Below are 26215 nucleotides of genomic sequence, written 5' to 3'. Positions count from 1 at the left end.
GCGCCTCGCACGGGCTGAAGCGGCGCAGCCGCGTCCGGATGACAGGCGGCGCGGGCCAGGGCGTCGGAGTCCTGGCGCCGGCCTCCTCCGGCGCGGCCGCATCCGCCGCGGCTCCGCCGATCACCGGCACCGATGCAGCGCGCCATGCCGGCAACCGGCATGCGGTTCCACCCCCGCCATCGGCACGCGGTTCCACCCCCACCCCAGCCCTCCCCCGCCAGCGGGGGAGGGGGCGACTCCCTCCCGCGCGGCGGTGGGGAGAAGGGGTACGGGCCTGTCCCACTCAGCGCCCGCCGCCCACCGGCACCAGGGCACCGTTGACATAGCTGGCGGCGTCGGAGAGCAGCCAGAGCACCGTCTCCGCCACCTCCTCCGCCGTGCCGCCGCGGCCCATGGGCACGCCGGCCGAAAGCCGCGCCACCCGGTCCGGCATGCCCGCCGCGGCGTGCAGCTCCGTGTCGATCAGCCCGGGATTCACCGCGTTCACGCGGATGCCCTGCGCCCCCACCTCGCGCGCCAGGCCGATGGTCAGCGTATCTACCGCGCCCTTGCTGGCGGCGTAGTGGATCCACTCCCCGGCCCCGCCGATCTCCGAGGCGCGGGAGGAGACGTTCACGATGGCACCGCCCTTCGGCAGCAGCGCCAGCGCTTCCCGGCAGCAGGCGGCCAGGCCGACGACATTGGTGCGCAGCACCTGCTCCCAGATGGCGTCGGTGCTGTCGCGCAGCAGCGCCTTGGGGCCGGTGATGCCGGCATTGTTGACGAGGCCGTCCAGCCGGCCGAAGCGCTGGCGCAGCGCGGCGAAGCTGGCCGCCACCGCTGCCGGCGCGCCGACATCGGCCTGCAGCGCCAGCACCTCCGCCCCCGCCGCCTGGGCCGCCGCCGCGGTTTCCGCCGCCCGCGCCGCATTGCCGGCATAGGTGAAGGCGACATCCCAGCCCCGCCCCGCCGCCAGCCTCACCACCGCAGCGCCGATGCCGCGCCCGCCGCCCGTCACCAGCAGCACTTTCCGACCGGCCATTTCGCCCCCTCCCGCTTTCCTGGCTTCCCGGGCAGCATAGGGCAGGACAAGACCGGGAGGGAGCGATGACGCGATTGCGGCTGGGCAGACGGGCGCTGCTGGCCACCAGCCTGGCGCCGATGGCGGCGCGGGCCCAGGGAAGCGCGGCCTGGCCGGCAGCGCGGCCCATCCGCCTCGTCATCGGCTTCCCGCCCGGCGGCTCGGCGGATTTCCTGGCGCGCACCCTGGCGGAGCCGCTGCAGAAGAGCCTCGGCCAGACCATCCTGGTGGACAACCGTCCCGGCGCCGGCGCCAATATCGCCACGGAACACGTCGCCCGCAGCGAGCCGGATGGCTACACCCTGCTGCTCGGCGGCAATTTCAGCCATGCGGTGAACCCGGCCATGTTCCGCCGGCTGAGCTTCGACCCCATCGCCGATTTCACCCCCATCACCCAGGTCTGCGACCTGCCGACCATCATCGCGGTCAGCGCGGCGAGCGGCATCAGGACGCTCGGCGAGCTGCTGGAGCGGATGCGCGCGCGGCCCGGCCACTGGAATTACGGCACGCCCGGCATCGGCACGCCGAGCCACCTGGCCGGCGCCATGCTCTCCCGCGTCACCGGCCTCGAGCTGACGCATGTGCCCTTCCGCGGCGGCGCGCCCTCGCTGACCGCGGTGCTGGCCGGCGACATCGAGATCATCATCGGCACGCCGCCGGTGGTGCTGCCGCATTCCCGCACCTTGCGGCTGAACGCGCTGGCGCTGACGACCGCGGAGCCCTCGCCGGTGATCCCGGACGTGCCGGGCGCCGCTTCCCAGGGGCTGCCGGCGCTCGACATCTCCGGCTGGTACGGCATGTTCGCCCCGGCGAAGCTGCCGGCGCCTATCCGCGACCGGCTGTTCGCCGCGCTGCAGGAGGTGCTGGGGGATTCGACGGTGAAGGCACGCTTCGCGCAGGAAGGGCTGCAGTCCCTGCCGAGCGCCAGCCCGGCCGCCTTCGGCGCCTTCGTGGTGAAGGAGATGCCCTTCTGGGCGCAGGTGGTGCGCGACGCCGGCGCGACGGTGGAGTGAGGCCGGGCGCGCTGACCGAAGGCGCTTCCAGGCGCCTTCGACAGCGTCGATGGCGACCATTCGCGCGGGCCATGGCCTGGTTTCGTGTCAGGGATGCCGCGCAGCGGCACCGCGCGCCACGCCGAAGGCGTGCTGTTCGCACGACGCGGCCGCGTCCTTGACACGAAAGCCGGACCATGGCCGGGGCTCGAGATGCGCTCGATCGCGCCGGAGGCGCGCCTCCGGCGCGACCGAGCGCATGTGGAGCGTGCCTCGTTCAACGGCAGAACTGGGCAGCGACAGCAGGGCTGCCGCAGCATTTTGGAAGGAGCAGGGATGAGCACGGATCTGCATAGCTGGCCGGCGCAGCAGCGCGTGCGCCACGCGCCGGTGGCGGAGGCGCTGCCGGCGGAGCTGGCCGACTGCACGAAGGTGCTGCTCGCCACCACCCGCTCCCTGGCGAAGAGCACCATCGCCGCCGCCGCCCGCGCCGCCATCGGCGCCAAGCTGGTGGCGGAGACTGCCGCGATGCGCGCGCATTCCCCGGTGGAGGATGTGCTGGCCCTCGCCGCGCTGATCCGCGAGAGCGAGGCGGAGCGGGTGGTGGCGCTCGGCGGCGGCAGCGTCATCGACGGCGCCAAGGTGGCCTGTTTCGCGGTGTGGGAGAACATCACGGATGCCGCCACGCTGATCGCCCGCGCCGGCACCCGCGGCGCCGTCGCCGCCGATTGGGGCAGGGTGGAGCCCAGCCCGCGCCTGGTCGCCGTGCCGACCACGCTTTCCGCCGCCGAATTCGCCCCGCATGCCGGCTTCACCGATCTGGCGGCGGGCCACAAATACCGCTCCACCCAGGCGATGCAGGTGCCGCGCGCCGTGGTGCTGGACCCGGCGGCAACGCTGGAGACGCCGGCGGAGCTGCTGCTCTCCTCCGGCATCCGCGCCGTGGACCATGCGGCGGAGCGGCTCTGCGCCCTGCAACGCGCGGCCTTTTCCGATGCCGTCTCCCGCCAGGCGCTCGCCATGCTGGCCGCGGCGCTGCCGGCGATCCATCGGGCACCGGATGACGTGGCGGCGCGCAGCCGGGCGCAGCAGGCGATGTGGCTTTCGGTGATGGGCGGCTGGGCGGGTGTCGCGGTCGGGGCCAGCCATGGCATCGGCTATATCCTCGGCGCGGCGAAGGGGGTGGGGCATGGCATCACCTCCTGCCTCGGCCTGCCGGCGGTGATGCAGTGGAATGAAAGCGTGAATGCCGCGCAGCAGGCGGAGGTCGCGGCGTTCTTCGGCGGCGGCCCCTGCCATGCGGCGCTGCGCCGCTTCATCCGCGGCCTTGGCCTGCCGACGACACTGGCGGAGCAGGGCATCGGGTTGGCGGAGGTGGATGCCCTGGCGGCGAAATGGGATGGCGGCCCGCCCATCGCCACCAATCCGCGTCCGGTCCGCGGTCCTGAGGATGTCGCGGCAATATTGCGTCTGATGGTATGACCCTCCGCCGGGCGATATGGCCCGCGGGTTCAACCCACGGATGCGGACTCAAGGTTTCCAAAGGCCTTTCGGCCTTTGGCGGGGTGGGTCCGGGAGGGGTCGCGCCGCCAGGCGCGCCCTGCGGCGCGACGCCCCTCCCGGCACGGCCTTTCCCGCTTGCATCCCTCCCGCAACCGGCGCGAGCATCCTCCTGCAACCGGGCATGAACCCGGGACTCAAGGAGGACGGCCAAAATGGAATTCGGCTATTTCTCCATGCCCTCCCACCCGCCGGAGCGCGGGCTGAAGGCCGGGCATGACTGGGATCTCCAGACGCTGCGCTGGCTGGACGAGCTGGGCTTCACCGAGGCCTGGATCGGCGAGCACCACACCGCCCCCTGGGAGCCGCATCCCTCGCCGGACCTGCTGATCGCCCAGGCGCTGCTGCAAACGAAGCGCCTGCGCATCGGCCCCGGCGGCTTCCTGCTGCCTTACCATCACCCGGCGGAGCTGGCGAACCGCGTCGCCATGCTGGACCACCTCGCCGAGGGCCGGCTGATGTTCGGCGTCGCCGCCTCCGGCCTGCCTTCCGACTGGAAGATGTTCAACGTGGACGGCATGTCCGGCGACAACCGGCTGATGACGCGCGAGGCGCTGGACATCATCCTGCGCCTCTGGTCGGAGGAGCCGTCCTTCCATTACGAGGGCAAGTACTGGAAGGTGGACAAGCCGGAGACGATGTTCGGCTTCCTCAGGCCGCATATCCGCCCGGTGCAGTTGCCCCACCCGCCGATCGGCGTCGCCGGCCTCTCCAAGAACTCGGACACGCTGAAGCTGGCCGGCGAGCGCGGCTTCCTGCCGCTCAGCCTGAACCTCAACCCGGCCTATGTCGGCTCCCACTGGGATGCGGTGGAGGCGGGCGCGCGGAAGACCGGCCGCACCCCCTGGCGCGGCGATTGGCGCCTGGTGCGGGAGGTCTTCGTGGCGGAGACCGACGAGGAGGCGTGGAAGCTTTCGGTCGGCGGCATGATGGGCCGCATGATGCGCGAATACTTCCTGCCGCTGCTGAGCAATTTCGGCTTCCTCGAATACCTCAAGCACAGCCCGGAGGTCGCGGACAGCGAGGTGACGCCGGAATATTGCGCGAAGCATAATTGGCTGGTCGGCTCGCCGGCCACGGTCGCGGAGAAGCTGGCCAAGGTCTACGAGGATTGCGGCGGCTTCGGCCAGATCCTGGTCTTCGGCTTCGACTATCTGGAGAAGCCGGAGGCGTGGCGGACCTCACTCGGCATGCTGCAGCAGGAGGTGCTGCCGCAGGTGAAGCAGATGGTGCCGGCGCGGCCGGCGGGACATCTGGCGGCGGCGCAGTAGGCGTTGTTGGGGGCGTTGCCCCCGCCCGCCCGGCACGGGCGCTGCCCGTTGGCGGCATCTGGCGGCGGCGCAGTAGGCGTTATGGGGGCGCGTTGCCCCCACCCCCCGGCACGGGCGCTGCCCGTTGGCGTCCAACCGCCGCCGGGGCCAGGACCTGGGCTCGGACCCCGGTCCGAGTTCCAGACCCGCAGGTTGAACCTGCCGGCCCGGAGGCAAAAGGGTCCGGGCGATGGATCGGGGATCGTCCCGGCCAGGGTCGCGGCACTGGCGCGACGGCGCCGGCCGATGCTGCTGGCATCGGCAACCCACCGACCTCGTGCGAATAGCATGCCGGCGCATCACGTCAGGGCGGGAAAGACCCGCCAAGGCACGCCACAGACCCTTTTGAGGCAGGCCCTCAGGCCGGCGCGGCTGCCACCACCTGGGTCAGGATCTTCGGCACCGCGCGGTCCAGCAGCGCCTGGTCCTCCGCCCGCGCCGCGGCGATGAAATACCAGGGCAGGCCGGGGGAGTCCCACTCCGCCCGGGTGAAGGGGCGGCCGAACAGGTCGCGCAGCCGGTAGCCCAGCCCGTCGAAGAAGCGGAAATAAGTCTCGGCGTCATAGCCATAGGCCGCGGCGGCGCCGGCCCGGGCATTCTCGAAGACGATGACCGGGCGGTGCTGCGCCAGGGCGGCGGCGGCGCCCTGCATGGCGCGGAATTCCCCGCCCTCCAGGTCCAGCTTCATGAAGCGCCAGGGCCGCCCCACCCCTTCCAGCACGCGGTCCAGCCGGATGGTCTCCACCTCGATCAGCTCGCGGTCCGGCGCGCTCGGGTATTCCCGCGGCTGCAGCCCGCTATAGCCATCCGCATTGCGGATCCAGTGGAAGGCCGCCCTGCCCTCCTCCGCCGCCAGCGCCTGCTGGCGGATCTCGATCTGCGGCAGGCTGCGCTGGCCGCGCTGCAGGCGCAGCGTCTCGGCCAGCCAGGGAATCGGTTCGAAGCCAATCACATGGCCGGCCGGACCAACCAATTCCGCCATCGGGAAAGTATGCAGGCCGCGATTCGCGCCGCCATCCACCGCCAGATCGCCAGGCCGCAAGACGGCCCGGTACAACGCGGCGATTATGTCCTCGAAGACATTCCCGCTTTCCTGGAGGGCGAACAGCCGAGGGATCAGATCGTTCATGCAAGCCGGGCCGTATGATGCCCGACACTCGCGCTTTGTCTCAGAATTGTCAAAAGGGCCGAGGGTCAAAAGCCAAGGGGCGGCATCACGGAGCCGCGACCACCTGATCGCCGCCCCGGTGCCGGGCGGTCCACATCGCGTCCCGCGCCTGGAAGACCAGCGCATCCGCCGGCTGGGCGCGGCCCAGCGCCATGCCGATGCTGCAGCTCACCGGAATGGCCCCGGCCGGCGTGGCGACCGGGGCGCTGGCGATGGCCGCCCGCAGCCTTTCCGCCGCCGCCGCCGCCTGGGCAGGGAAGATCTCCGCCAGGCAGACCGCGAAGCCGCCGCCCATCCGGCCGACCAGATCATGGTTGCGGATCACCTCCTGCAGCCGGTCGGCGATGCCGAGCAGGACCGCATCCACCGTGCCCTGCCCATGGCGGGATTGCAGCACCTCCAGCCCGTCCACTTCCAGGCAGAGCAGCCCGACCAGCGGCCCCCCCGGCTCCGTCATGCCGAGCACGGCATCGAGGAAGCGCAGCAGCGCGGGTTCGGTGGCCGCACCGGTCAGCGGGTCCTTCTGGTCACCACGGGCAAGGTTGATCATCGCAACGTCCTGGCAGAGCGCCGAAATGGCGCCGCGCATCAAGCCAGGGGGCGGTTGCCGCAGCGTTAATCCTTCCGCCGGGGGCCGGCCGCGGGCGGGGGGAAACATCCAAGGGAATACGTGATCCAAAATACATTTCAGTCCTGTCACATCAGACTCTTTGCAGAAACTGGAACCGCATGCGATACGGGATCCATGGATACGGTCCAATTCCTCGATGGTCCGATCAAAATTGAGGTTGTGTCGCCACAACGCGGCATGATTGAGCGGGCTGGCAAATTCCTCGGCTTCTCCGGCTGGGTCGAAGATCCGGCGCAGCCCGGCATGCCGATCGGGATCGAGGTGCTGGCGGGGGACATCCCGGTGGCCGCCTGGCGGGCCGAGCCCGAGCCGGGCGAGGAAGGCCGCCCCGGCCGCCTCCGCTTCCGCATCCCGCGCGCCGCGTTGCAGACCCCGGCCGCCACCGCCCTGCGCGGGCTGAAGCTGCCGCTGCAATTGCGGCTGGCCGGTGGCGGGCTGCTCGAGTCCCAGGTGCCGCTGCCGCTGCTCGGCGACATGGTGGATGCCGTGGCCGGGGCGGGGCCCGATGCACCCCTGCCGGCCGGGGCAGGCCCGGCGGAGCGGGCGCCGGGCACGCCGGAGGCTGGCTCGCCATCCCCCGGCCCCGAACCCCCGGCGGCCATTGCCGCCTTCGCCGCGCCGGCCGGCGCCGGCCCGGTGACCTGGGCCAGGGCAGAGGCCGGCGCGCCAGCCCCTGCCGGCCTGCCTCCCTCGACCGTCACCGCTCCCGCCGCGCCGCCAGCCGGGGCCACCCGGGCACCCACCGCCCTTCTGCCGACCGATCTGCCGGACCCGCCCGCCGCGCCCCCGCCAGCCACTGTCGCGCCCGCCATGCCGCCAGCCGGAGCCGCCGGGGCACCCACCGCCCTTCCGGCGGCCGATCCGCCGGACCTGCCCGCTGCGCTCGCTCCCGCCGTCATTTCCCTGCCCGTCCTCCGCGTCGGCCCGGCCCAGCCATTGCCCGCCCTGCCGGCCAGCCTCGCCGCCGCCCGCGCCGCGGCGGCAGCCCTGCCGGAGACCGCGCCGGCCAAGGAGGCCGGCTTCATCGAGGCCTTCGGCGCCGTGCCCGGCGGCCCGCTCTGGCTGTTCGGCTGGATGCGGCCGGAGGCGGGCCTCCTCTTCCCCTGCCGTATCGGAGAGACGGCGCTGGCCCCCGCCGGCATGGCCATCGCCTGGCAGTCCCGGGCGGATCTGCCGGAAGGCGCCGTCGCCTTCGCCGCCGCGCTCGACACGGCCTGGCGGCCCTCCGGCGACCGCCCCCGCCCCCGGCTGCGCTTCGGCGCCGCCGGCCAGGCGGAGCTCCGCACCCTCGGCACCAGCCAATTCCTGGAACCCGCCGCCTGCGCCCAGCGCCTGGCCGCCGGCGCCGCCGCCGGGCTGCAAGGCCACTATCTCCGGCCGCTGCTGCGCCTTTCCGCCGCCACCAACCCCTGGGCGCCGGATGCGCCGGAAGCCGCCGCGCTCGGGCTGAAGGCGCATGTGGACCGGCTGCTGGTGGTGCCCGGCTTCGGCGCCCTGGTCCAGGGCTGGAGCCTGAGCCCGGCCGAGACGCTGCAGCCCCGCCTGCTCCGCCTCGGCGAGGAGGTGCTGCCGCTGGTCCCGCACAGCCTCACCCGCCTGCCGCGGCCGGATCTGCTGGAGCCGGCGGGCGGCGCAACGGCGCTGGTGGAAGGTGCCGGCTTCCTCGCCGCCTTCCGCGGCCAGGCGACGCCCGAGGCGCTGCAGGAGGCGAGCCTGCGCTTCGCCACCCCGGGCGGCCTAGGCCTCGGCCACCGCATCGCCGCGCCGCAGCTTCGCGTCATCGGCCATTCCGCCGCGCCGGAGGAGCTGCTGCAGATCTATCCGGGGCTGGAGCACGAGCCCTTCTTCCCGGACCTCGCCCGGGCCGTGGCCCAGGCCGCCCTGGCCGGGGCGGCGCGGGCGGAGCCGCTGCTGCCGCTCGCCGCGGCGCCGGCGGCGCTGATCCTCGCCCTCGGCCCGGACCGTGCCGATGCCGCCCTGCTGCTGGCCGAGCTCGGCCTGCTCGCCGCCCGGCGGCCGGGCCTGCCGCCCCTGGTGCTTCTGCTCGGCTCCGGCGCGGCGCGGGCCACCGCCCTGGCCGGGCTGGCCGAGATCGGCCTGCCCGCCGCCGTCTTCGCCCTGCCCGATGCCGCCCAGGCGCCGCACGCCCTGCCCGGCATCCTCGCCAGCCTCGGCACGGAGCGCTTCGCCCTGGTCGGCCCCGGTGCCTTCCCCAATGCGGCGGGCTGGGAGGCGCTGCTCGGGGCGCTGGCCGCGCCCTCGCCCCTGCCCCTCGCCCTGCCCTGGCGGGGCGAGGCGGCCGCGCCCTACGGCGCGGCTGGGCTGGCCGCCTTCGCCTGGCGGCGGGCGGAATTCCTCGCCTGGCTGGCCGGACAGCCACCCCTGCTCGGCGGCATGGCCAGCCTGGCGCCGTGCCTGCCGGCGGCGCGGCAGGCGCTGCCCGCCGGCGCCGCCGCCCTGCCCGGCCGCCGCCGCCCGGCCGGCCGCCTCGCCCGCGCGGTGGACCGCCTGCTCACCGGCGGCGGCGGTGGCTGAGGCCCGCCCGCCGCGCCTCGCGGTCGTCACCCATGCGCATCCCTCCCTTTCCCGCGGCGGGTCGGAGATCGCGGCCTATACGCTCTATCGCGGCCTGCTCGGCCTCGGCCTGCCGGCCATCCATGTGACGGTGACGCCGGAAGAGAATGCCGCGCGGCTGGACCTTGCGACGCCCGGGGAGCACGCGCTGTTCCTGCCCGCCGGGCGGCAGGACCCGCTCTACAATGCCGGCACCCCCGGCCTGGCGCGCGCCCTGGCGGCGCTGCTGCGGCGGGAGGCGGTGGGGCGGGTGAATTTCCACCACCACCTGCATCTCGGCCTGGCCGGGCTGCGGGCGGCGGCGGCGCTGCCGGGCATGGCGAGCCTGCTGACCCTGCACGAATACACCGCCATCTGCCTGCGCGACGGCCAGATGGTCACGCGGCCGCAGCGCGCCCTCTGCTACGCCGCCTCCCCGGCCGCCTGCGCCACCTGCTTCCCGGAACACGACATCACCCAATTCGCCCTGCGGCGGGACCGCTTCCTGGCGGGCTTCGCGGAGCTTGGCGGCTTCGTCGCGCCCAGCCGCTTCCTCGCCGCGCGCTACGCGGATTGGGGCCTGGACCCGCGCCGCATCACGGTCATCGAGAACGGCCTGCCGCACCCTGCCGCGCCGCTGCCGCCGCGCCAGGTCGGCCAGGGGGGGCGCTGGGTGTTCGGCTTCTTCGGCCAGCTCAACCCCTATAAGGGCATCGACACGCTGCTGGCGGCGGCGGAGCTGATCGCGGCGCGGCCGGCGCTGGCGGCGCGGCTGGCCATCAGGCTGCACGGCACCATCATCGGCCAGAAGGAGGGTTTCCGCGCGGCGCTGGAGGCGGCGGTGCAGCGCTACCCCTTCCTCTCCTATGCCGGGCCCTATCCGAATGAGGCGGTGCGGCCGCTGATGGCCGCCTGCGACTACGTGCTGGTGCCCAGCACCTGGTGGGAGAATTCCCCGGTGGTGATCCAGGAGGCCTTCGCCACGGGCAGGCCGGTCATCTGCTCCGATATCGGCGGCATGGCGGAGAAGGTGGCGGACGGGGTCAGCGGGCTGCATGCCAGGGTGGGCGACCCGGCGGACCTGGTGGCGGCGATGGAGCGGGCGATGGAGCCCGGGATGGCGGCGCGGCTGGCGGCGGGGCTGCCGGTGCCCTGCGACGGGGCGGAGATGGCGCGGCGGTACCTGGCGGCGTTCGAGGCGCTGGCGTAGCGGGGGCTTCGGCCCCGAACCCCCACCAGGGGCGCTGCCCCTGGACCCCGCCGGGGCCAGGACCTGGCCCCGGACCCCGGTGTGAGTTTTGGACCCGACGGTTGAACCGGCAAACTCACACCGGGGTCCGGGGAGGGGTCCCCTCCCCGGTGGGGGGTTGGCGGCGCTGCCGCCAACGGGCAAAGCCCCCAATCTTTCCTTTATTGTCTTCTTCTTCCTGCTCCTACCTCACACCGCCGCGTCGATCCCCGCCAGCACCTCGTCATACACCCGCCGCACCGCCGCCGCCGTCTCGCTCATGCTCGGCGGCGTGGCGATGGTCTTCTGGATCGCCAGCAGCCGGTGCGGCTCCGCCGCCAGGGTCTTCAGCAGGTTCGCCAGGGACCAGGCGCTGCGCGCCTGGAAATGGTAGCCGTCCAGCCCGTCCCGCACCTTCTCCGCCATGCCGCCGATATCGGAGCAGATGACCGGCCGCCGGTTCAGCAGCGCTTCCTGGATCACCAGCGGCGAATTCTCCCACCAGACGGAGGGGACGAGCACCGCATGGCATTGCTGCATCAGCTCATCCACCCGGCTGTTCTCGTAAGGCCCCCGGTAGTTGAAATTCTCCGAGGCCTTGGCGAGGCGCTTCTCGAAATCCAGGCGGAAGGGCTCCGGCTGGCCGGAATAATCACCGTTCACGTCGATCCGCACCCGGTCGATGCCCGCCTTGTCCAGCAGCCCCGCCGCCTCGATCAGCACGTTGATCCCCTTCAGCGCGGAGATCTGGCCGAAGAAGCCGAAGACCAGCCCGTCCTCCACCGGCGGGTAGGGCTGCCGCGCGGCATGCGCCGAGCGTTCCGGCATGCCGTTCTCGATGACCGTCATCTTCTCCGGCGCGATGCCCCAGTCGACATAGCGCCGGGCGAGGAAATGGCTCGGCGAGATGAAGCGGTCCACCAGCCGGAAGAAGCGCTTCATGAACAGCTCGCGCAGGAAGAAATCCGGCTCCGGCTTTTCCGGGAAGCAGCGATGGCAGTCGCGCGGGCTGGCCTTCTCGCACAGGGCGAAGCTCGGCCGCTTCACCATCTGGCCGAAATGGTTGCAGATGGCGAGGTATTCATGGAGCGTCAGCACGATCTTCGCCTGCGGCGCGGCGCGGCGGATATGCAGCAGCGCCTCCACCCCGAAATTCGTGTAGTGGTGCAGATGCACGATGTCGGGCTGGAGCTTGCCCAGCAGCTCGAGGAATTCCGGCGGGAATTCCGGGTCGCCATTCGCGTGGATGCCATGGTCGAAGCCGTGGCCGACATAGACCCATTCCTGCGGCCCGAAGGGCTGGGTCAGCCGCACGCCGAGGCGCTCGCCGATCCGCCCCGGCGCGGCGGCGAGGAAGAAGGCCTCCACATTCGGGTCGGCCTGCAGCTTGGTGTAGAGCTGGAAGGCGGCGATCTCGGCGCCGCCGCGGGACACCCGCGGGTCCATATGGGACATGGTGAGGACGCGCAGCTTCCGCGCCGGCGCCTCCGGGGCGGGCGCCTCGGCGGCGGGCTTTGCGGCGGACCTGCCGGCGGGGCGGCGGCGGGTGGCGGTCTGGCTCATGCCGTCTCTCTCGCGCGGCTAGGGGAGGAACGGGGTCAGGAAAGGCGCAGCACGGCGCCGCCGGTGGGCGGCGCGGCATCGGGGAAGCGGTCGCCCCAGCGCCGGGCGAAGGTCCAGGCATTCACCAGAGTGAGGTTGTGCCGCCAATTATTGCCCGGCGCGCCCTGGGACTGGCGTTCGAGGTGCCACAGCACCGCCTCGTCATCCACGGCGCAATGGTAGCCAAGGTCGCGGATGCGGAAGCAGAGATCCGTGTCCTCGAAATCGCCGACCACGTAATCCTCGCTGAAGCCGCCGAGCTGCTGCGCCAGGTCGCGCCGCAGCACCATGCAGGCGCCGGTCACCGCTTCCTCCCGGTGCAGGCCGCGGCTCGGCCCGCGCATCCGGCCCTTGCCCGGGTGCAGGGCGAAGGGGAAATTGCCGAGCTGCGGCAGCCGCGCGAATTCGATGCCCGAATGCTGCACCGTGCCATCCTCGAACAGCAGCAGCGCGCCGGCGATTCCGAGCGTCGGGTCGGCCTCCAGATGCCCGGTCAGCCGGTCCAGCCAGGTGCCGTCCCGCGGCATGACGTCGGAGTTCAGGAAGCAGATATACTTGCCGCGGGCGATGGCGAGGCCGGCATTGTTGGCCGGCGCATAGCCGAGATTCTGCGGCAGCAGCAGCAGCCGCAGCGGAATGCCGAAGCGGCGATAGACGGAGCGCGCCAGGTTCATCAGCTCCGCCTTCTTCGGCGGATCGTCCAGCACATAGATCAGCTCGTCGGCCGGCAGCCCCCATTCGGAGAACAGGGCGCACTGGTACATCAGGTAGTCGATGCGGCCATAGAGCGGGATGATGATGGAGCAGCGCGGCTCCGCCGGCGGGTCGCCCACCAGCACCTCGACCCCAGGCGGGGCGGCGGCGAGGCGGGCGCGGTTCAGCGCCACCACCGGCGGGCCCAGCACCTTCTCGCAGAGCTCCACCACCTCGTCCGGCGCCAGTTCCAGCCCGTTCAGCAGGCGGCGGATGGCGGCCACCCCGCCCTCCCCGGCCGCGGGCAGCGGGCGGAAGGCCAGGGTGCCGTCGCGCAGCTCGATCTCGAGATGCGCGTCGCGCAGATCCTCCTCCGGCGTGGCGACGAAGGCGACATAGCCGGGGCGCTCGGAGAGCTGGCCGTATTTCGCCGCGAAGGCCTCGCGGATGTCGTGCCGCTCGGTGGCGATCCAGGTTTCGGAAAGCGGGGCGGAAAGCCGGCCGCGGCAGCGCAGGCGGATGCTCTTCACCGCCCGCCCGGGGTCGAGGTACCAGCCGATCAGCACGATGCCGGTGCCGGGCGCCACCAGCATGCTGTCCACCTCCAGATGCAACGGCACCGGCAGGCGGGAGATGGTCTCCACCCCCTCATAGACCGGGCGGGCGAGCAGCCGGCCGAAGGCGCTCTGGCCGCTGCCGGCGCCGGGGGCGGTGGCGGCCAGGCTGCGCACCAGGCCGAGCAGCTCGATCGGCTCCGGCTGGCGGGCGCCGAGGGAGAGGTGCAGCCAGTGCTCCCGCCCCGCCCCGAGCAGCAGCTTGCCGAAGGCGCCGGCATCCTCCGGCGGCAGGCCGGGCAGGAAGGCGACGAAGCCCTCGCCCAGCCCCTCCACATCCGGCCGCGGATGGCGGGCGAGCACCGCCTCGCCTTCCATCTCATGCCCGTCGAACAGGGCGGCGGCGAAGCAGGTCTCGACCCCCGGCAGGGTGCCGAGGCGGAGCCAGCCGCCGAACATCCAGCCGCCGAGCGCCGGGACCGGGCCGCAGAAATCCACATAGCCCTGCGGCTCGCCGACCGGGGCAGGCTCCGGCGGCAGGGGCGGCGGGGCAAGCGCCTCGGCCGGCGGCGGCTCGGCCGCGGCCATCGGCCCCTGGCTGCGCCGCAGCACCCGGCCGCGGCGGCGCCGAATGCTGCCCACCATGGCGGGGCCGGTCAGCAGCAGATAGTCATGCTCGCCGCCCAGCAGGTCGCGGCGCAGCCGGGCGCGGGCCATCAGCGAGGCCAGCTCGGCGATGCCGATCTCGAAGCCCAGCAGCCGGCCGGCCTGGGCGGCGGAAAAGGGCAGGTCCGGGCGCTGGCAATTCAGCGGCACCCGCAGCCGGTGCTCGCCGTCGATCAGCAATTCCACCGCCGCCGCCTCGGCATCGCCATGCCAGAGCGCCGGGTTGAACACCCAGCCGGCCAGCCGCTCGGGCGAGACATGGTCGAGATGGCCGCGCGGCTGGAAGGCGGCGCGCGGCACCTCCTCCAGCCGGGCGCCGAGCAGCAGCCCCTGGCTGTTGCCGAGGCTGAGGCCGAGCCCCTGCAGCCCTTCCGGCGGCAGGGGCAGGTCGGCGACGAAGCCGAGCGGCTCCGCCTCCCCCTCCTCCGCCAGGTCGGGGCGGGGGAAGACGCCGTTCAGCGGCAGCGGCGGCGCGTCGCCCAGGCGCAGCCGATAGGGCGGCGGCGCCGCCACCCAGCCGGCGAGCAGCAGGAAGCCCTCGCCCAATTCCAGCCTTTCGAAGCCGGCGACGGGCTTGGGCGCGGTGGCGGAAGGGCTGCGCGTCCCGGCATCCGCGGCGGCGTCATTCATGCGGCAGGGTCTCCGCGCCCGCTGGGGGCGGTGGGAAGGGGGAGGGTCCGATCGGCAGCGGCAGGGCGGTGGGCGCCGGCACAATGCCGCGGAAGACTCCTCCGGCCAAGCGCCACCGCAGCGCAAAATTCCCATATTGCCAAGGGTTTCGGCGCCGTTCCGAAGCCATACGAGAGATGCCCCGCCAGTTGCGGCACGCTTGCCCACGGGTTGCACACTGTCAAGCAAACTCCACCGGTTCCGCGCCGCGGTCCGCCTGCCCGCGACCCTCTGGGCAGGCTTCCTTGCCGGTCCGTGAAGGATCGGACCGCAACTGCTATGATATGCCGATGCAGGACACCGCGACCGCGCCAGGCGACAGCGTGACGGAGGCCCCGGCCGCAGCCCTGGCGGCCCGGCTGGCGGCGCAATTGGGCGGCCTGCCCGCCCCCGCCGCCCTGGCCGCCCTGGCCGAGGCGCTGGCGGCCTTGGGCTGGGCCGCCCCAGCCGCCGCCCTGGCCCGGCAGGCGGCGCTGGCCGCGCCGGCAGACCCGGCCGCGCTCAGCCGCCTCGGCCGGCTGGCCGAGCCGCCGCCGGAGGCGCCGCCGGCGAGCGCCGCGGCGGCCGCGGAACAGGCCGCCCGGGCGGCGCCGCCGGCACAGCGCCTGGCCGCCTGGCGCGGCGTACTGGCGCTCTTTCCCGGCCATGTCGCGGCGCAGATGGAAATCGGCCACGCCCTTCGCGCCGGCGGCGACCCGGCCGCCGCCCTGCCGCATTTCGCCGCCGCCCGGGCAGCGGCACCGGCCGCCGACTGGGCCGCCCTGGCGGAGGCCGATACGCTGCGCCAGCTCGGCCGCCTCGCCGCGGCGGAGCTGGCCTATCGGGAGGTGCTGCGGCGCCGCTCCGACCATCCGGCGGGGCTCGCCGGCCTCGCGGAGTGCCGCCGGCTGCTGGGCGATGCGGCGGCGGCCGGCGCCCTCTTCGCCCGCCTCGCCGCGCTGGCGCCGGGGGACCCGGCCGGGTCGCTGGGCCTCGCCGAATTGCACCTGGCGGCGGGCGAGGCGGCGGCGGCGGCCGAGGGGTTCCGCGCCGTGCTGGCGCGCCACCCCGGGCATCGCGGCGCCATGATGGGGCTCGGCCATGCCGCCATGGCGCTGGGGCAGCCGGCCGCCGCCCAGCCGCTCTTCGCCGCCGTGGCGGCGGCGGAACCAGGGGCGATCTGGGCCCTGCTGCCGCTGGCCGAGGCGGCGCGGGCACTGGGCGAGCCGGAGGTGGCGCTCACCCATTTCACCGCCGCCCTCGCCCTGGCACCGGATTCGCTGCAGGCCCGGCTCGGCCGGGTGGCGGCGCTGGCCGAGGCGGGGCGGGCGGCGGAGGCGCTGGCCGAGGCCCGGGCGGCGGTGGCGGCCAGGCCGGAGGAGCCCGGGCTGCAGATGGCGCTCGGCCAGGCGGCGCGGGCGCTGGGCGAACATGAGCTGGCCCGCACGGCTTTCGCCGCCGCCGCGGCGCTGCGCCCTGGGGACCCTGCCCCGCTGGTGGAAGCGGCGGCCGCGGCACGGGCGCTGGGCGAGCCCCGGGCGGCGCGCGCCCTGCTGGAACAGGCGCTGGCGCGCGACCCGGGCTGCGCGCCGGCGCTCGAGCATCTCGGCGGGCTGCACCGCGCGGCAGGCGAGCTGGCGGCGGCGCTGGCCAGCTTCGCCGCCGGCATCGCCACCGGCCGCCCCGGCCCCTGGAGCTATCTGGGCGCCGCCGAGATCGAGGCCGAGCAGGGCCGGCTGGACGCCGCCCTGGCGCTGCTGGCGGCAGGCGAGGCGGCGCTGCCCGGCGTGGCGGAACTGCCGGCCAAGCGGCTGGAATTGCTCCGCCGCAGCGGCGCGGTGCCGGCGGCCCTGGCGGCCGCCAGGGCGCTGCCCGCGGACCGCTTCCCCATCTGGTTCGAGCGGGTGGTGCTGGAGCATGAAGCCGGCGATGCCGCCACCGCCGCGGCGCTGCTGGCCGCGCCGCCGCCGGCGCCCGGCCTCGGCGCCCGGGCCCGGGCGCTGCATCTGCGCGGGCTGGTGCTGGCGGATCATTGGCGCCTGGCGGAGGCGGAGAAGCTGCTGGCCGAGGCGGCGGCGCTGGCGCCGGAGGATCCCTGGCCGCCCACCCGCCTCGCCATGCTGCGGCTGGCCCGCAGCGACGCCGTCGGGGCCCGGGCGGCGGTGGCGGCGGTGCTGCGGATCGCGGCGGCGGCGGTGCGGGCGCAGGGCCGCACCCCGCGGATCGCCCAGACCTTCCACGGCCAATTGCTGGACGAGCTGGCGCTGGAGCCGGCGCTGCTGGCGCGGCTGCAGGCGCTGGCGGCGGCGCCCGCCGCGGCGCGACTGGCCCCGCTGGCGGCGCTGGTGCGGGAAAGGCCGGAGCATTTCGGCGCAGCGCATGCCCTGGCGGTGGCGCTGCGCCAGGCCGGCGGCTTCGCCTTCCGCCCCGCCCCGGGGGCGCCGCCCCTGCCTGCCCGGCTGGCGCAGTACTGGCACGCCGCCGAGCCCCCCGCCGATCTCCGTGCCATGATGGCGGGCTGGCAGCGCCCGGGCCTCGCCGCGCGGCGCTTCGACGACGCTGCTGCCACCGCCTGGATGGCGGCGCACCAGCCGCCGGAGGTGCAGGCCGCCTGGCGCCGGGCGCGGACGCCGACGCACCGGGCGGATCTGCTGCGCCTCGCCCTGCTGGCGACCGAGGGCGGCTGGTGGGCGGATGCGGACGACCTGCTGTTCGGGGATCTCGCCGCCCTGGCGCCGCCAGGGGCGACGCTGGTGCTGTACCAGGAGGATCTCGGCTCCATCGGCAACAACCTGATGGGGGCAGCGCCCGGCCACCCGGTGCTGCGGGAGGCGCTGCGGCAGGCCGTCGTGGCGATCAACCGCGGCGATGCCGACATGGTCTGGCTGCAGACCGGGCCGGGGCTGCTGACCCGGGTGCTGGCCGGGGCGGTGGCCGCGGCGGGGGAGGTGCCGCCCGGGGTTCTGGTGCATGACCATCTGACGGTGCTGCGGCAGGTCGCGCTGCACTGCCTCGCCGAGTACAAGACCCGAGCGCATTGGATGCGGCGGCCGGAGGCGGCGGGCTGAGGGAAGATCGGGAGGTGTGAGCTTCAGACCCGACGCCTCAACCCGCGGACTCAGGGCGGCGGGGGTATGGGGGCAGAGCCCCCATTGCTGGCGCGTGCGGGGCAGAGCCCCTACGGGGAAATCCCGCTCCGGTTGCTGGACCCAGGCGGCCGTACCTGGCATTTGCGGTAAGTACCTCGCCGCTTAGGTTTTTTCCGGAACGATACGAAACCGCCTTTGACGCGGGATGTTATCGCCGCGACCCCGGGTCGCCGGGGCATGACCTAGAATGGAGACGCAGCGCCATGCGCATCATCCTGACCCTGAGTGCGGCGCTGCTGCTGTCGGCCTGCATCAGCAGCAGCAACCCCTCCCCGCCGCCGCAGAACGTGGTGGTGCCGCCCGGCACGGTGCTGGTGCCGGCGCGCTAGAGCGGTTTCACACTGGCTGTGCAGCGCGAAACCGCTCTAGCTTATGGATGGTAGAGCAGATTCACGCCTCCGGGCGATGCCGCCCTCCGGCGATCTGCTCTAGAGCGGTTTCACCTCGCCTACGCTCGGCGAACCGCTCCAGCCCTTTGTTGGTCGCATTTTCCGAGTCGTCCGGCGATTCCGCCGGACTTGAAAATGCTCCAGAGCATGATCCCTTCGCCTGCGCTCGCGGCTCCAGGTCCTTGTCCGATGGCGTGATTCGCGCTCCCGGTGCCGCCGCCGAAAGCGATCGCGCACCGCGGCGGGATGTGCCCGCCTCCGCCCACGCCCCCCGCCCCGGGCTTTCGCCCGACCGCCTGGGAGCCCGCCCGAGAAGGGCCCCGGCAGCCGACGGAGGTGGGATCTTGCATCCCGATGCTGGTGGCATCGGCAACTCCGCGGATGCCACCAGGGCGGCGGGTCCGCCCGCCGGACGCCCCGGCCCCGCCGTCGCGCGGGGGATCGGCGCCCGGCGGCCCAGCCCGTCCTTCCGCTGTGGCCGCCGCGCCCTCCTCGCCGCCGCGCTGGCGGGCTGCGCGGGGGCGCGCCAGCCCCTGCCCCCGCCGCCCACCGGCGAGGCCAGGCTGCAATTACTCCGCCGCGGCTGGCACAGCGATATCGGCCTGCCGGCGGAGACGGTGCCGCCGGACCTCGCCGCCCTCTTCCCCGGCGCCGAGTGGCTGCTCTTCGGCTTCGGCGACCGCGACTACGTGCTGGCCGCCAGCCCCGGCTTCGGCACCGCCCTCGCGGCGCTCTTCCCCGGGCCGGGGGCGATCCTCGTCACCGGGTTGCGCCTGCCGCCCGCCGAGGCCTTCCCCGAGCGTGACTGCACGCCGCTCCGCCTGCCGCCCGGGGGGCTGCGCGGCGCGGCAGGCTTCGTCGCCGCCTCCGTCGCCGGCGGGCCGATCCGGCAGGGCCCCTATCCAGGCAGCCTGTTCCTGCCCGCCCGGCAGCGCTATAGCGGCAGCTATACTTGCAATACCTGGACCGCCGAGGCCCTGGCCGCCGCCGGCCTGCCGGTGATGCCGGAGGGGGTGCTCTTCTCCTGGCAGGTCACCGCCCTGGCCACGGCGCTGCTGGCGGCCGGCTATGGCTGAGCCTGGCGCCGCCGGCCTGCGGAAACCGGGGCCGCCCGGCCGGGGAAGCCCGATCCGCCTTCGCGCGATGCGCTTTGCCTCGCCCGGCCCGGCGGGCCGAGGGCCTCAGAACAGCGCCGCGAAGGGCAGCACGGCCACCACCTCCCCGGGCGCCACCGCCAGCACCTCCTCCGGCAGTTCGGCGAAAGCGTCAGATTCGGTCAGGGAGGTGAGCAGGCCGGCGCCTTCCCGGGCGAATTTCATCGCCTCCGGCAAAAGCGCGCCGGGCGCCAGCCGCACCCGCACATATTCCCGCCGCCCGGCCTTCTTGCGGTAGTGGAAGGCGGCGCGGGCGGCGAAGCGCGGCAGGGGCTCCGGCGCCGCGCCGGCCAGGCGCAGCACCAGCGGCCGGGCGAGATGCAGGAAGGTGACAACCGCCGCCACCGGGTTGCCAGGCAGCCCCACCACCGGCGTGCCGCCCGCGAGGCTCCCGCCGGCGCCCCGCAGCACCCCCATCGCCGCCGGCCGCCCCGGCTTCACCGCCAGCCGCCAGAAGACCAGCTTGCCGCCGGCCTCGATGGCGGCGCGGACATGGTCCTCCTCCCCGGTGCTGACACCGCCGGAGGTGAGCAGCAGATCATGCCCCGCGGCGGCGGCGGCCAGCGCCGCGGCCGTCGCCGCCTTGTCGTCCGGCAATATGCCGAGATCGGTCGCCACCACCGGCAGCCGGGCCAGCAGGGCCAGCAGGGTGAAGCGGTTGCTGTCATAGGTCTGGGCCGGCCCCAGCGCGGCGCCGGGCGAGGCCAGTTCATCCCCGGTGGAGAAGACGCCGACGCGCACCAGCGGCCGTACCGGCAGGGAGGCGAGGCCCAGCGCCGCCGCCAGCCCGATCTCCGGCGCCCGCAGCCGGCGGCCTGCCGGCAAGGCGAGCGCGCCCTGCGCCACATCCTCCCCAGCCGGGCGGGCATTGGCGCCGGGCTTCAGCCCCGGCGGCACCAGCAGCGTCCCCGCCTGCAGCGCCGCGTCCTCCTGCATCAGCACGGTATCGGTGCCCGGGGGCATGGGGGCGCCGGTGAAGATGCGGGCGGCGGCGCCCGGCGGCAGGGGCCGGGCAGCCTGGCCCGCCGCCACCCGGCCTTCCAGCCGCAAGGGGGTGGCCGCCCCCGGCGCCAGATCGGCATGGCGGAAGGCATAGCCATCCACCGCCGAATTGAAGAAGGGCGGCAACGGCAGCGGCGCGGCCAGGGGCGCCGCCAGCACCCGCCCCAGCGCCCGGCCCAGCGGCAGCGCCTCCCCCCCCGCCAGAGGCGGCACCCGCTCGGCGATCAGCGCCGCCGCCTCCTCCACGCTCAGCAGCTTGCCGCCAAAGGCGAAGCAATCATCGGAAAGCTGGGCCATGAGGCAGTCTATAGCGGATTGCCGCCGGGCCTGAACGGCCTCCGTCGCCGCCCCGCCCTACCAGGCGTCGATCGGCACCGCATGCGCCAGGGCGAGGTCGGCAATCGCCTCGACATCGTCGAGATGCGCCCAGGGGAGGGCCGGGTGCAGGCCCAAGGGCGGCCGCACATCGCCGGCGATGGCACGGATCGCCGGGTCCTCCGGATGCAGCCAGGGCTTGGCATTGGCCGCCCGGTGGATTTCGATCTTCGGGTGGCCGGTGCGCTTGAAGCCCTCGACGATCACCAGGTCGACCGGCGCGAGATGCCCGAGCAGCTCCCGCAATTCCGGCTCCGGCGCGCCGCGCAGCTCGGTCATCAGCGCCCAGCGGTTGCCGGAGGAGACCAGCACCTGCCGCGCCCCCGCCTCCCGATGCACCCAGCTATCCTTGCCCGGCGTATCGACGTCGAAGCGGTGATGCGCGTGCTTCAGCGTAGACACGCCGATCCCCCGCCGCGAGAGGCAGGGGATCAGCTTCGCCAGCAGGGTCGTCTTGCCGGCCCCGCTCCAGCCGGCGAGGCCGATGAGCTTCACGCCGCCCTCACCCGGCGCCCGCCGGCTTCGCGCCCGGCACCGGCGCCCGCGCCTTCGCCTGCTCCTCCTCCACCCAAAGCGCGTGGTGCTCCTTCGCCCAATTCTCGTCCACCTCGCCGGTGGTCATGGCGTCGATCGCCCCCTCCATCCCGATGGAGCCGATATAGATATGCGCCAGGATGGCGGCGATCATCAGCACGGCCAGCAGCCCATGCACCACATGCGCCGCCTGCTGGCCGGCGATGTCGGTGACGGTGAAGGGGAAGACCAGCACATAGCCGGAGGCGGCGACGAGGCCGCCGCCGAGGATGGTGATCCAGAACATCCCCTTCTGCCCGGCATTGAAGCGCCTGGCCTGCGGATGGCCACGGCCGATGAAGCCGCCGCCCTTCTTCACCCATTCCAGGTCGAGCCGGTTCGGGATGTTGTCCCTGACCCAGAGCAGGAACATCACCGCCAGGCCGAGGGTGAAGGGGAAGGCCAGGAAGTTGTGCGCGATCTTCCCCGCCGCGCTGACCGCCGTGAAGGCCTCCGGCCCGATCAGCGGCAGCAGCAGGTGCCGGCCGAAGGTGAGGTTGAGCCCCGAGAGGCCGAGCACGATGAAGCAGGAGGCGACCATCCAGTGATTCGCCCGCTCCAGCAGGTTGAAGCGGAGCAGGGTGCGGCCGGACATGCCGGCCTCCGGTCGGATGCGGCCCCGGATGAGGAAGAAGCCGGCCAGCACGGCCAGCATGCCGAGCACGGCCACGCCGCCCACCCAGGTGAGGATGCGGTTGTGGAATTCGCGCCATTCCCGGCCCGCCGGCTGGATGAGGTTGGCGGCCGTCGCATTCGGGATGGTGATGCGGCCGGCGATGCGCTCGCCGCGCAGCGCCGCCTGCAATTCCAGCTCGGCGGCGTCGGCCTGGTTGCGGTCGCCGAGCGGCGGCGGCGCGGGGATCGGCGCCACCGGCGTGGGCGCGGCGGCCACCGGCGGCGGCGCGGCGGGCATGCCGGTGGGCGCGTGCGGCTCATTCGTCTGCGGCACCTGGCCGGGGCCGAGCCGGCCGCGGCCGGGGCCGACTTCCGGCACCGGCGCCTGCACTTCCGGCTCGGCGCCGGAGGGTTGGCCGGCGGCCTGCTGCGCCGCGGCGCCGCCGGCCAGGAGCGAAAGGGCGAGCGCCGCCCCGAGCAGGGCGTGGGTGGGCAGCGCGCGGGTCATGCCGGCAGCGTCTCCCGATAGGCGGTGCGCCAGCCCCAGGCGCCGGAGCCATAGCCGCGGCGCTGCACCCTTTCCTTGTAGATGCTGGCGATGATCTCGCCATCGCCGGCCAGCAGCGCCTTGGTGCTGCACATCTCGGCACAGAGCGGCAGCTTGCCCTCGGCGATGCGGTTGGCGCCGTACTGGATGTATTCCGCCGGGCTGTTGTCCTGCTGCGGGCCGCCGGCGCAGTAGGTGCATTTGTCCATCTTGCCGCGCCCGCCGAAATTGCCGACGCGCGGGTATTGCGGTGCGCCAAAGGGGCAGGCGTAGAAGCAGTAGCCGCAGCCGATGCAGAGATCCTTGTCGTGCAGCACGATGGCATCGGCGGTGGTGTAGAAGCAGCTCACCGGGCAGACCGCGGCGCAGGGCGCGTCCGTGCAATGCATGCAGGCCATGGAGATGCTGCGCTCCCCCGGCTTGCCGTCATTCAGCGTGACGACGCGCCGGCGGTTGATGCCCCAGGGCACGTCGTGCTCGTTCTTGCAGGCGGTGACGCAGGCGTTGCATTCGATGCAGCGGTCGCTGTCACACAGGAACTTCATCCGCGCCATGATTATGCGCTCCGGATCTGGCAGAGGGTGACCTTGGTTTCCTGCATGAAGGTCACCGGGTCGTAGCCATAGGTGGTCACGGTGTTCACGCTCTCGCCGAGCACGATGGGATCGGTGCCGGGCGGATAGAAGCGCCGGCGATCCTCGCCCTGGAAGAAGCCGCCGAAGTGGAAGGGCATGAAGGCGACACCCTTGCCGACCCGCTCGGTCACCAGCGCCTTCACCTTCACGCGGCTGTTGCTCTCCGGTCCGTAGACCCAGACCCAGCCGCCGTCGCGCACGCCACGCTCCGCCGCATCGGCCGGATTCACCTCGACGAACATGTCCTGCTGCAGCTCGGCGAGCCAGCGGTTGGAGCGCGTCTCCTCGCCGCCGCCCTCATACTCGACGAGCCGGCCGGAGGTGAGGACGATGGGGAAATCCTTCGCCACCGTGGTGCTGCGGTTCTGCACGCTCACGCCGAGATGCGGCATGCGGAAGCCGCGGCGGTCCGGCAGTGTCGGGTACTTGGCAATCAGGTCCGGCCGCGCGGTGTAGATCGGCTCGCGGTGCACCGGCACCGGGTCCGGCAGGTTCCAGGCCACCGCCCGCGCCTTGGCATTGCCGAAGGGCGAGCAGCCATGCTCCAGCGCCACCCGGATGATGCCGCCCGAGAGATCGGTGGACCAGGCGGCGCGGTCGATATTGGCGCCGAAATGCCGCTCCAGGCTGGCCTTTTCCGCCGCCGTCAGGTCGTCGTACCAGCCGAGCCGCTTCAGCATGGCGACGGTGAATTCCGGGTAGCCGTCCTCGATCTCCGAGTCCTTGGACCAGCTCCCCTCGGCCAGCAGCGTCTGGCCGTTGCGCTCCACGCCGAAGCGGGCGCGGAAGGTGCCGCCGCCATCCTTCACATGCAGATGGGTGTTGTAGAGGATGGCGCTGCCGGGGTGTTTGATCTCCGGCGTGCCCCAGCAGGGCCAGGGCAGGCCGTAATAGTCATGCGCGACGGGCGTGCCCTCCCGCCCGCGCAGGGTCACCAGGTCGAATTTGTCCTGGTGTTCCATGTGCAGCTTCAACCGTTCCGGCGATTGCCCGGTATAGCCGATGCTCCAGAGGCCGCGATTCATCTCCCGCAGGATGTCCTCGGCGGAGACCGAGGGGCCCTTCGGCCCCTGCGTCACCCCGATGCGGCGGAACATCGGCTCGGCGAAGCCGAGCCGCTGCGCCAGCAGGTACATGGCGTCGTAGTCGTTCTTGCTCTCGAAGATCGGCTCGACGATCTTGAAGCCCCATTGCAGCGAGCGGTTGGAAGCGGTGCGGGTGCCCTCCATCTCGAAGCTGGTGCAGATCGGCAGCAGGTAGGTGCCGTCCTTGCGGGCGGAAAGCTGGCTGAAGGTGGTCGGGTGCGGATCCGCCACCACCAGCAGCTCCAGCTTCTCCAGCCCCTTCACCGATTCCGGCATGCGGGTGACGGTGTTGCCGCCATGGCCGAACACCACCATGGCCTTCAGGCTGTGCGGCTGCTGCACATAGGCCTCGCCATCGGCGGCGGTCTTCTCCAGCTCGCCCGGCATCAGCGTGGCGTCGAACCAGCGGGTGGTCGGGATGCCCGGCGTCTCCATCAGCGCCTTGCTGCCGAAGCGGCCGAGCAGCCACTCGTACTCCACTTCCCAGACCCGGGCGAAATGCCGCCAGGCATTCTCGTCCAGCCCGTAATAGCCCGGCAGGGTGGTGACATCGAGACCGAGATCGGTCGCGCCCTGGACGTTGGTGTGGCCGCGGAAGATGTTCGCGCCGGTGCCGGCGCTGCCGACATTGCCGGTGGCCAGCAGCAGCACCGAATAGGCCCGCACATTGGCGGTGCCGACGGTCTTCTGCGTGGCGCCCATGCACCAGATCAGGGTGGCGGGCTTCTGCGTCGCGAACATCTGCGCCACGCGCTTCAACTGCTCGCCCGGCACGCCGGTGACCCGCTGCACCTCCTCCGGTGTCCATTTCGCGACCTCGGCGCGGATCTCCTCCATGCCGTAGACGCGCTGGCGGATGAACTCCTTGTCCTCCCAGCCATTCTGGAAGATGTGCCAGAGCATGCCCCAGATCAGCGGGATGTCGGTGCCGGGCCGCAGCCGCACATACTCCGTCGCATGCGCGGCCGTGCGGGTGTAGCGCGGGTCGATGACGACGAGGTTGGCACGGTTGATCTCCTTGCCGGAGAGAACATGCTGCAGGGAGATCGGATGCGCCTCCGCCGGGTTGCCGCCCATGATGATCATGGTGCGGGCGTTGCGGATGTCGTTGTAGCTGTTGGTCTGGGCGCCGTAGCCCCAGGTGTTGGCGACGCCGGCGACGGTGGTGGAGTGGCAGATGCGGGCCTGGTGATCGACTGAATTGGTGCCCCAGAAGGCGCCGAATTTGCGGAAGAGATAGGCCGCCTCATTGGTGAATTTGGCGCTGCCCAGCCAGAAGACGCTGTCCGGCCCCGCCTTCTCCCGGACTTCGAGCAGCTTGGCGCCGATCTCCTCGATCGCCTGGTCCCAGGAGAGGCGCTGCCACTGCCCGCCGACCAGCTTCAGCGGGACTTTCAGCCGGCGGTCGCCGCTCACCAGCTCCCGCACGGAAGCGCCCTTAGCGCAATGGGTGCCGCGGTTGATCGGGCTGTCCCAGGAGGGTTCCTGGCCGACCCAGACGCCGTTCTGCACCTCGGCGGTGACGGTGCAGCCGACCGAGCAATGGGTGCAGACATTCTTCACCCGCTGCACCGGCTGGCCGTGGTCCAGCACGCCCATCGAGCCTTCCGCCGCCCGGGCGCGGCCGGCGCCCAGCGTGCCGAGCGCGGCGAGCCCGGCGCCGCCCAGCCCCGCCTGGCGCAGGAAGCCGCGGCGGTCCAGCCCGCCGCCGGACAGCCCCGCATAGGCCGAGGCGAGGCGCTGCTTCGCCGCCTTCCCGTCCGAACGCTTGATCAGCATGGCGCGCCCCTCAGTACTCGTAGCGGTTGGTGCGGTAGAAGGCCTGCACGTCGGCGGCGTTTTCGCGGTAGCGCGCCGCCACGCGGTCCGCGGCGTTCTCCTTCCGCGCCTGGCCGGCGGGCACGGCATCCGCGCGCTGCGCCGCCGCCTCCCCGGCCGCGGCCGCCGCCGCGGTGCCGAGGCCAAGGGCGCGGAGGAAACCGCGGCGTTCCGGGCTGGTCTTGTTCATGACGGCGAGTCCTTGCTG

Annotated in this window: 19 protein-coding genes; 8 read left to right on the top strand and 11 right to left on the bottom strand. The window is 73.2% G+C overall.

The annotated features are described in order from the left end of the window. Window positions 1–283 precede the first annotated feature (283 nt). Complete coding sequence (locus E5N76_RS10025) at window positions 284–1021, bottom strand: SDR family oxidoreductase (RefSeq protein WP_149537144.1); 738 nt, start codon at window positions 1019–1021, stop codon at window positions 284–286. A 65-nt stretch (window positions 1022–1086) separates the two neighbouring features. On the opposite strand from E5N76_RS10025, the gene E5N76_RS10020 reads away from it, so the two are divergent. The 3 genes from E5N76_RS10020 (at window position 1087) to E5N76_RS10010 (ending at window position 4883) form a co-directional block, all read left to right on the top strand. Then, window positions 1087–2073, top strand: coding sequence for a Bug family tripartite tricarboxylate transporter substrate binding protein (locus E5N76_RS10020; RefSeq protein WP_149537143.1), 987 nt, complete (start codon window positions 1087–1089; stop codon window positions 2071–2073). A 315-nt stretch (window positions 2074–2388) separates the two neighbouring features. Continuing rightward, window positions 2389–3534, top strand: coding sequence for an iron-containing alcohol dehydrogenase (locus E5N76_RS10015; protein WP_187830088.1), 1146 nt, complete (start codon window positions 2389–2391; stop codon window positions 3532–3534). A 233-nt stretch (window positions 3535–3767) separates the two neighbouring features. After that, complete coding sequence (locus E5N76_RS10010; protein ID WP_149537141.1) at window positions 3768–4883, top strand: LLM class flavin-dependent oxidoreductase; 1116 nt, start codon at window positions 3768–3770, stop codon at window positions 4881–4883. A 397-nt stretch (window positions 4884–5280) separates the two neighbouring features. Here the strand turns inward: E5N76_RS10010 and E5N76_RS10005 are convergent, their stop codons facing one another. Both E5N76_RS10005 and E5N76_RS10000 read right to left on the bottom strand, forming a co-directional pair. Next, on the bottom strand, window positions 5281–6051 hold the full coding sequence (locus E5N76_RS10005; RefSeq protein WP_187830087.1) for an FkbM family methyltransferase: 771 nt from the start codon (window positions 6049–6051) through the stop codon (window positions 5281–5283). 85 nt (window positions 6052–6136) lie between these two features. Beyond that, window positions 6137–6640 (bottom strand): GGDEF domain-containing protein, encoded by a 504-nt coding sequence (locus tag E5N76_RS10000; protein ID WP_187830086.1) that lies wholly within the window; start codon window positions 6638–6640, stop codon window positions 6137–6139. Between the two features lie 258 nt (window positions 6641–6898). Between E5N76_RS10000 and E5N76_RS29450 the strand changes: the two genes are divergently transcribed. Both E5N76_RS29450 and E5N76_RS09990 read left to right on the top strand, forming a co-directional pair. Next, a complete protein-coding gene (locus E5N76_RS29450; protein WP_187830085.1) occupies window positions 6899–9256 on the top strand; it encodes a hypothetical protein in 2358 nt (785 codons plus the stop codon). Further along, window positions 9249–10484, top strand: coding sequence for a glycosyltransferase (locus E5N76_RS09990; protein WP_149537138.1), 1236 nt, complete (start codon window positions 9249–9251; stop codon window positions 10482–10484). The genes E5N76_RS29450 and E5N76_RS09990 overlap by 8 nt, the downstream gene beginning before the upstream one ends. A 228-nt stretch (window positions 10485–10712) precedes the next feature. Here E5N76_RS09990 and E5N76_RS09985 read toward each other — a convergent pair whose 3' ends face one another. Together E5N76_RS09985 and E5N76_RS09980 are read right to left on the bottom strand one after the other, a co-directional pair. Then, on the bottom strand, window positions 10713–12065 hold the full coding sequence (locus E5N76_RS09985) for a glycosyltransferase (protein ID WP_149537137.1): 1353 nt from the start codon (window positions 12063–12065) through the stop codon (window positions 10713–10715). Window positions 12066–12100: 35 nt separating this feature from the next. After that, window positions 12101–14647 carry a glycosyltransferase gene (locus E5N76_RS09980; protein ID WP_149537136.1) on the bottom strand — a complete coding sequence of 849 codons (2547 nt, stop codon included), beginning with the start codon at window positions 14645–14647 and terminating at the stop codon, window positions 12101–12103. Window positions 14648–14976: 329 nt separating this feature from the next. Here E5N76_RS09980 and E5N76_RS09975 point away from each other — a divergent pair, with 329 nt between their 5' ends. From E5N76_RS09975 to E5N76_RS31005, 3 genes are all read left to right on the top strand, one after another. Continuing rightward, window positions 14977–17733: a tetratricopeptide repeat protein gene (locus E5N76_RS09975; protein ID WP_149537135.1), complete on the top strand. Its 2757-nt coding sequence runs from the start codon at window positions 14977–14979 to the stop codon at window positions 17731–17733. Between the two features lie 284 nt (window positions 17734–18017). After that, complete coding sequence (locus E5N76_RS31010; RefSeq protein WP_268921296.1) at window positions 18018–18143, top strand: hypothetical protein; 126 nt, start codon at window positions 18018–18020, stop codon at window positions 18141–18143. Window positions 18144–18547: 404 nt separating this feature from the next. Then, the gene (locus E5N76_RS31005) at window positions 18548–19279 is read left to right on the top strand and encodes a DUF2459 domain-containing protein (protein ID WP_187830084.1); all 732 of its coding nucleotides are present in this window, start codon (window positions 18548–18550) and stop codon (window positions 19277–19279) included. 105 nt (window positions 19280–19384) lie between these two features. Here the strand turns inward: E5N76_RS31005 and E5N76_RS09965 are convergent, their stop codons facing one another. From E5N76_RS09965 to E5N76_RS09940, 6 genes are read right to left on the bottom strand one after another with little or no spacing between them, the layout of a single operon-like run. Continuing rightward, a complete protein-coding gene (locus E5N76_RS09965; RefSeq protein ID WP_149537133.1) occupies window positions 19385–20656 on the bottom strand; it encodes a molybdopterin molybdotransferase MoeA in 1272 nt (423 codons plus the stop codon). 57 nt (window positions 20657–20713) lie between these two features. Then, complete coding sequence (mobB, locus tag E5N76_RS09960) at window positions 20714–21229, bottom strand: molybdopterin-guanine dinucleotide biosynthesis protein B (protein WP_149537132.1); 516 nt, start codon at window positions 21227–21229, stop codon at window positions 20714–20716. 7 nt (window positions 21230–21236) lie between these two features. Continuing rightward, window positions 21237–22430, bottom strand: coding sequence for a formate dehydrogenase subunit gamma (locus tag E5N76_RS09955; RefSeq protein ID WP_149537131.1), 1194 nt, complete (start codon window positions 22428–22430; stop codon window positions 21237–21239). Next, the gene (gene fdh3B / locus E5N76_RS09950; RefSeq protein WP_149537130.1) at window positions 22427–23023 is read right to left on the bottom strand and encodes a formate dehydrogenase FDH3 subunit beta; all 597 of its coding nucleotides are present in this window, start codon (window positions 23021–23023) and stop codon (window positions 22427–22429) included. Before fdh3B ends, E5N76_RS09955 begins: the two co-directional genes overlap by 4 nt. A gap of 2 nt (window positions 23024–23025) precedes the next feature. Next, window positions 23026–25968, bottom strand: coding sequence for a formate dehydrogenase subunit alpha (locus tag E5N76_RS09945; protein WP_149537129.1), 2943 nt, complete (start codon window positions 25966–25968; stop codon window positions 23026–23028). A 10-nt stretch (window positions 25969–25978) separates the two neighbouring features. Next, complete coding sequence (locus tag E5N76_RS09940; RefSeq protein WP_149537128.1) at window positions 25979–26197, bottom strand: twin-arginine translocation signal domain-containing protein; 219 nt, start codon at window positions 26195–26197, stop codon at window positions 25979–25981. Between the last annotated feature and the right edge of the window lie 18 nt (window positions 26198–26215).

Source organism: Siccirubricoccus phaeus (assembly GCF_008360935.1).
In the GTDB taxonomy this organism is placed as follows: Bacteria; Pseudomonadota; Alphaproteobacteria; order Acetobacterales; family Acetobacteraceae; genus Siccirubricoccus; species Siccirubricoccus phaeus.
The sequence above is the reverse complement of the archived record's forward strand: the minus strand, read 5'-3'. Positions and strand labels throughout refer to the sequence as shown.

Bases quoted from the DNA above. Each gene is read 5' to 3' on its own strand.
- E5N76_RS10025 (WP_149537144.1), bottom strand. From the start codon at position 1,021: ATGGCCGGTCGGAAAGTGCTGCTGGTGACGGGCGGCGGGCGCGGCATC.
- E5N76_RS10020 (WP_149537143.1), top strand. From the start codon at position 1,087: ATGACGCGATTGCGGCTGGGCAGACGGGCGCTGCTGGCCACCAGCCTG.
- E5N76_RS10015 (WP_187830088.1), top strand. From the start codon at position 2,389: ATGAGCACGGATCTGCATAGCTGGCCGGCGCAGCAGCGCGTGCGCCAC.
- E5N76_RS10010 (WP_149537141.1), top strand. From the start codon at position 3,768: ATGGAATTCGGCTATTTCTCCATGCCCTCCCACCCGCCGGAGCGCGGG.
- E5N76_RS10005 (WP_187830087.1), bottom strand. From the start codon at position 6,051: ATGAACGATCTGATCCCTCGGCTGTTCGCCCTCCAGGAAAGCGGGAAT.
- E5N76_RS10000 (WP_187830086.1), bottom strand. From the start codon at position 6,640: ATGATCAACCTTGCCCGTGGTGACCAGAAGGACCCGCTGACCGGTGCG.
- E5N76_RS29450 (WP_187830085.1), top strand. From the start codon at position 6,899: ATGATTGAGCGGGCTGGCAAATTCCTCGGCTTCTCCGGCTGGGTCGAA.
- E5N76_RS09985 (WP_149537137.1), bottom strand. From the start codon at position 12,065: ATGAGCCAGACCGCCACCCGCCGCCGCCCCGCCGGCAGGTCCGCCGCA.
- E5N76_RS09980 (WP_149537136.1), bottom strand. From the start codon at position 14,647: ATGAATGACGCCGCCGCGGATGCCGGGACGCGCAGCCCTTCCGCCACC.
- E5N76_RS09975 (WP_149537135.1), top strand. From the start codon at position 14,977: ATGCAGGACACCGCGACCGCGCCAGGCGACAGCGTGACGGAGGCCCCG.
- E5N76_RS31010 (WP_268921296.1), top strand. From the start codon at position 18,018: ATGCGCATCATCCTGACCCTGAGTGCGGCGCTGCTGCTGTCGGCCTGC.
- E5N76_RS09965 (WP_149537133.1), bottom strand. From the start codon at position 20,656: ATGGCCCAGCTTTCCGATGATTGCTTCGCCTTTGGCGGCAAGCTGCTG.
- E5N76_RS09955 (WP_149537131.1), bottom strand. From the start codon at position 22,430: ATGACCCGCGCGCTGCCCACCCACGCCCTGCTCGGGGCGGCGCTCGCC.
- fdh3B (WP_149537130.1), bottom strand. From the start codon at position 23,023: ATGGCGCGGATGAAGTTCCTGTGTGACAGCGACCGCTGCATCGAATGC.
- E5N76_RS09945 (WP_149537129.1), bottom strand. From the start codon at position 25,968: ATGCTGATCAAGCGTTCGGACGGGAAGGCGGCGAAGCAGCGCCTCGCC.
- E5N76_RS09940 (WP_149537128.1), bottom strand. From the start codon at position 26,197: ATGAACAAGACCAGCCCGGAACGCCGCGGTTTCCTCCGCGCCCTTGGC.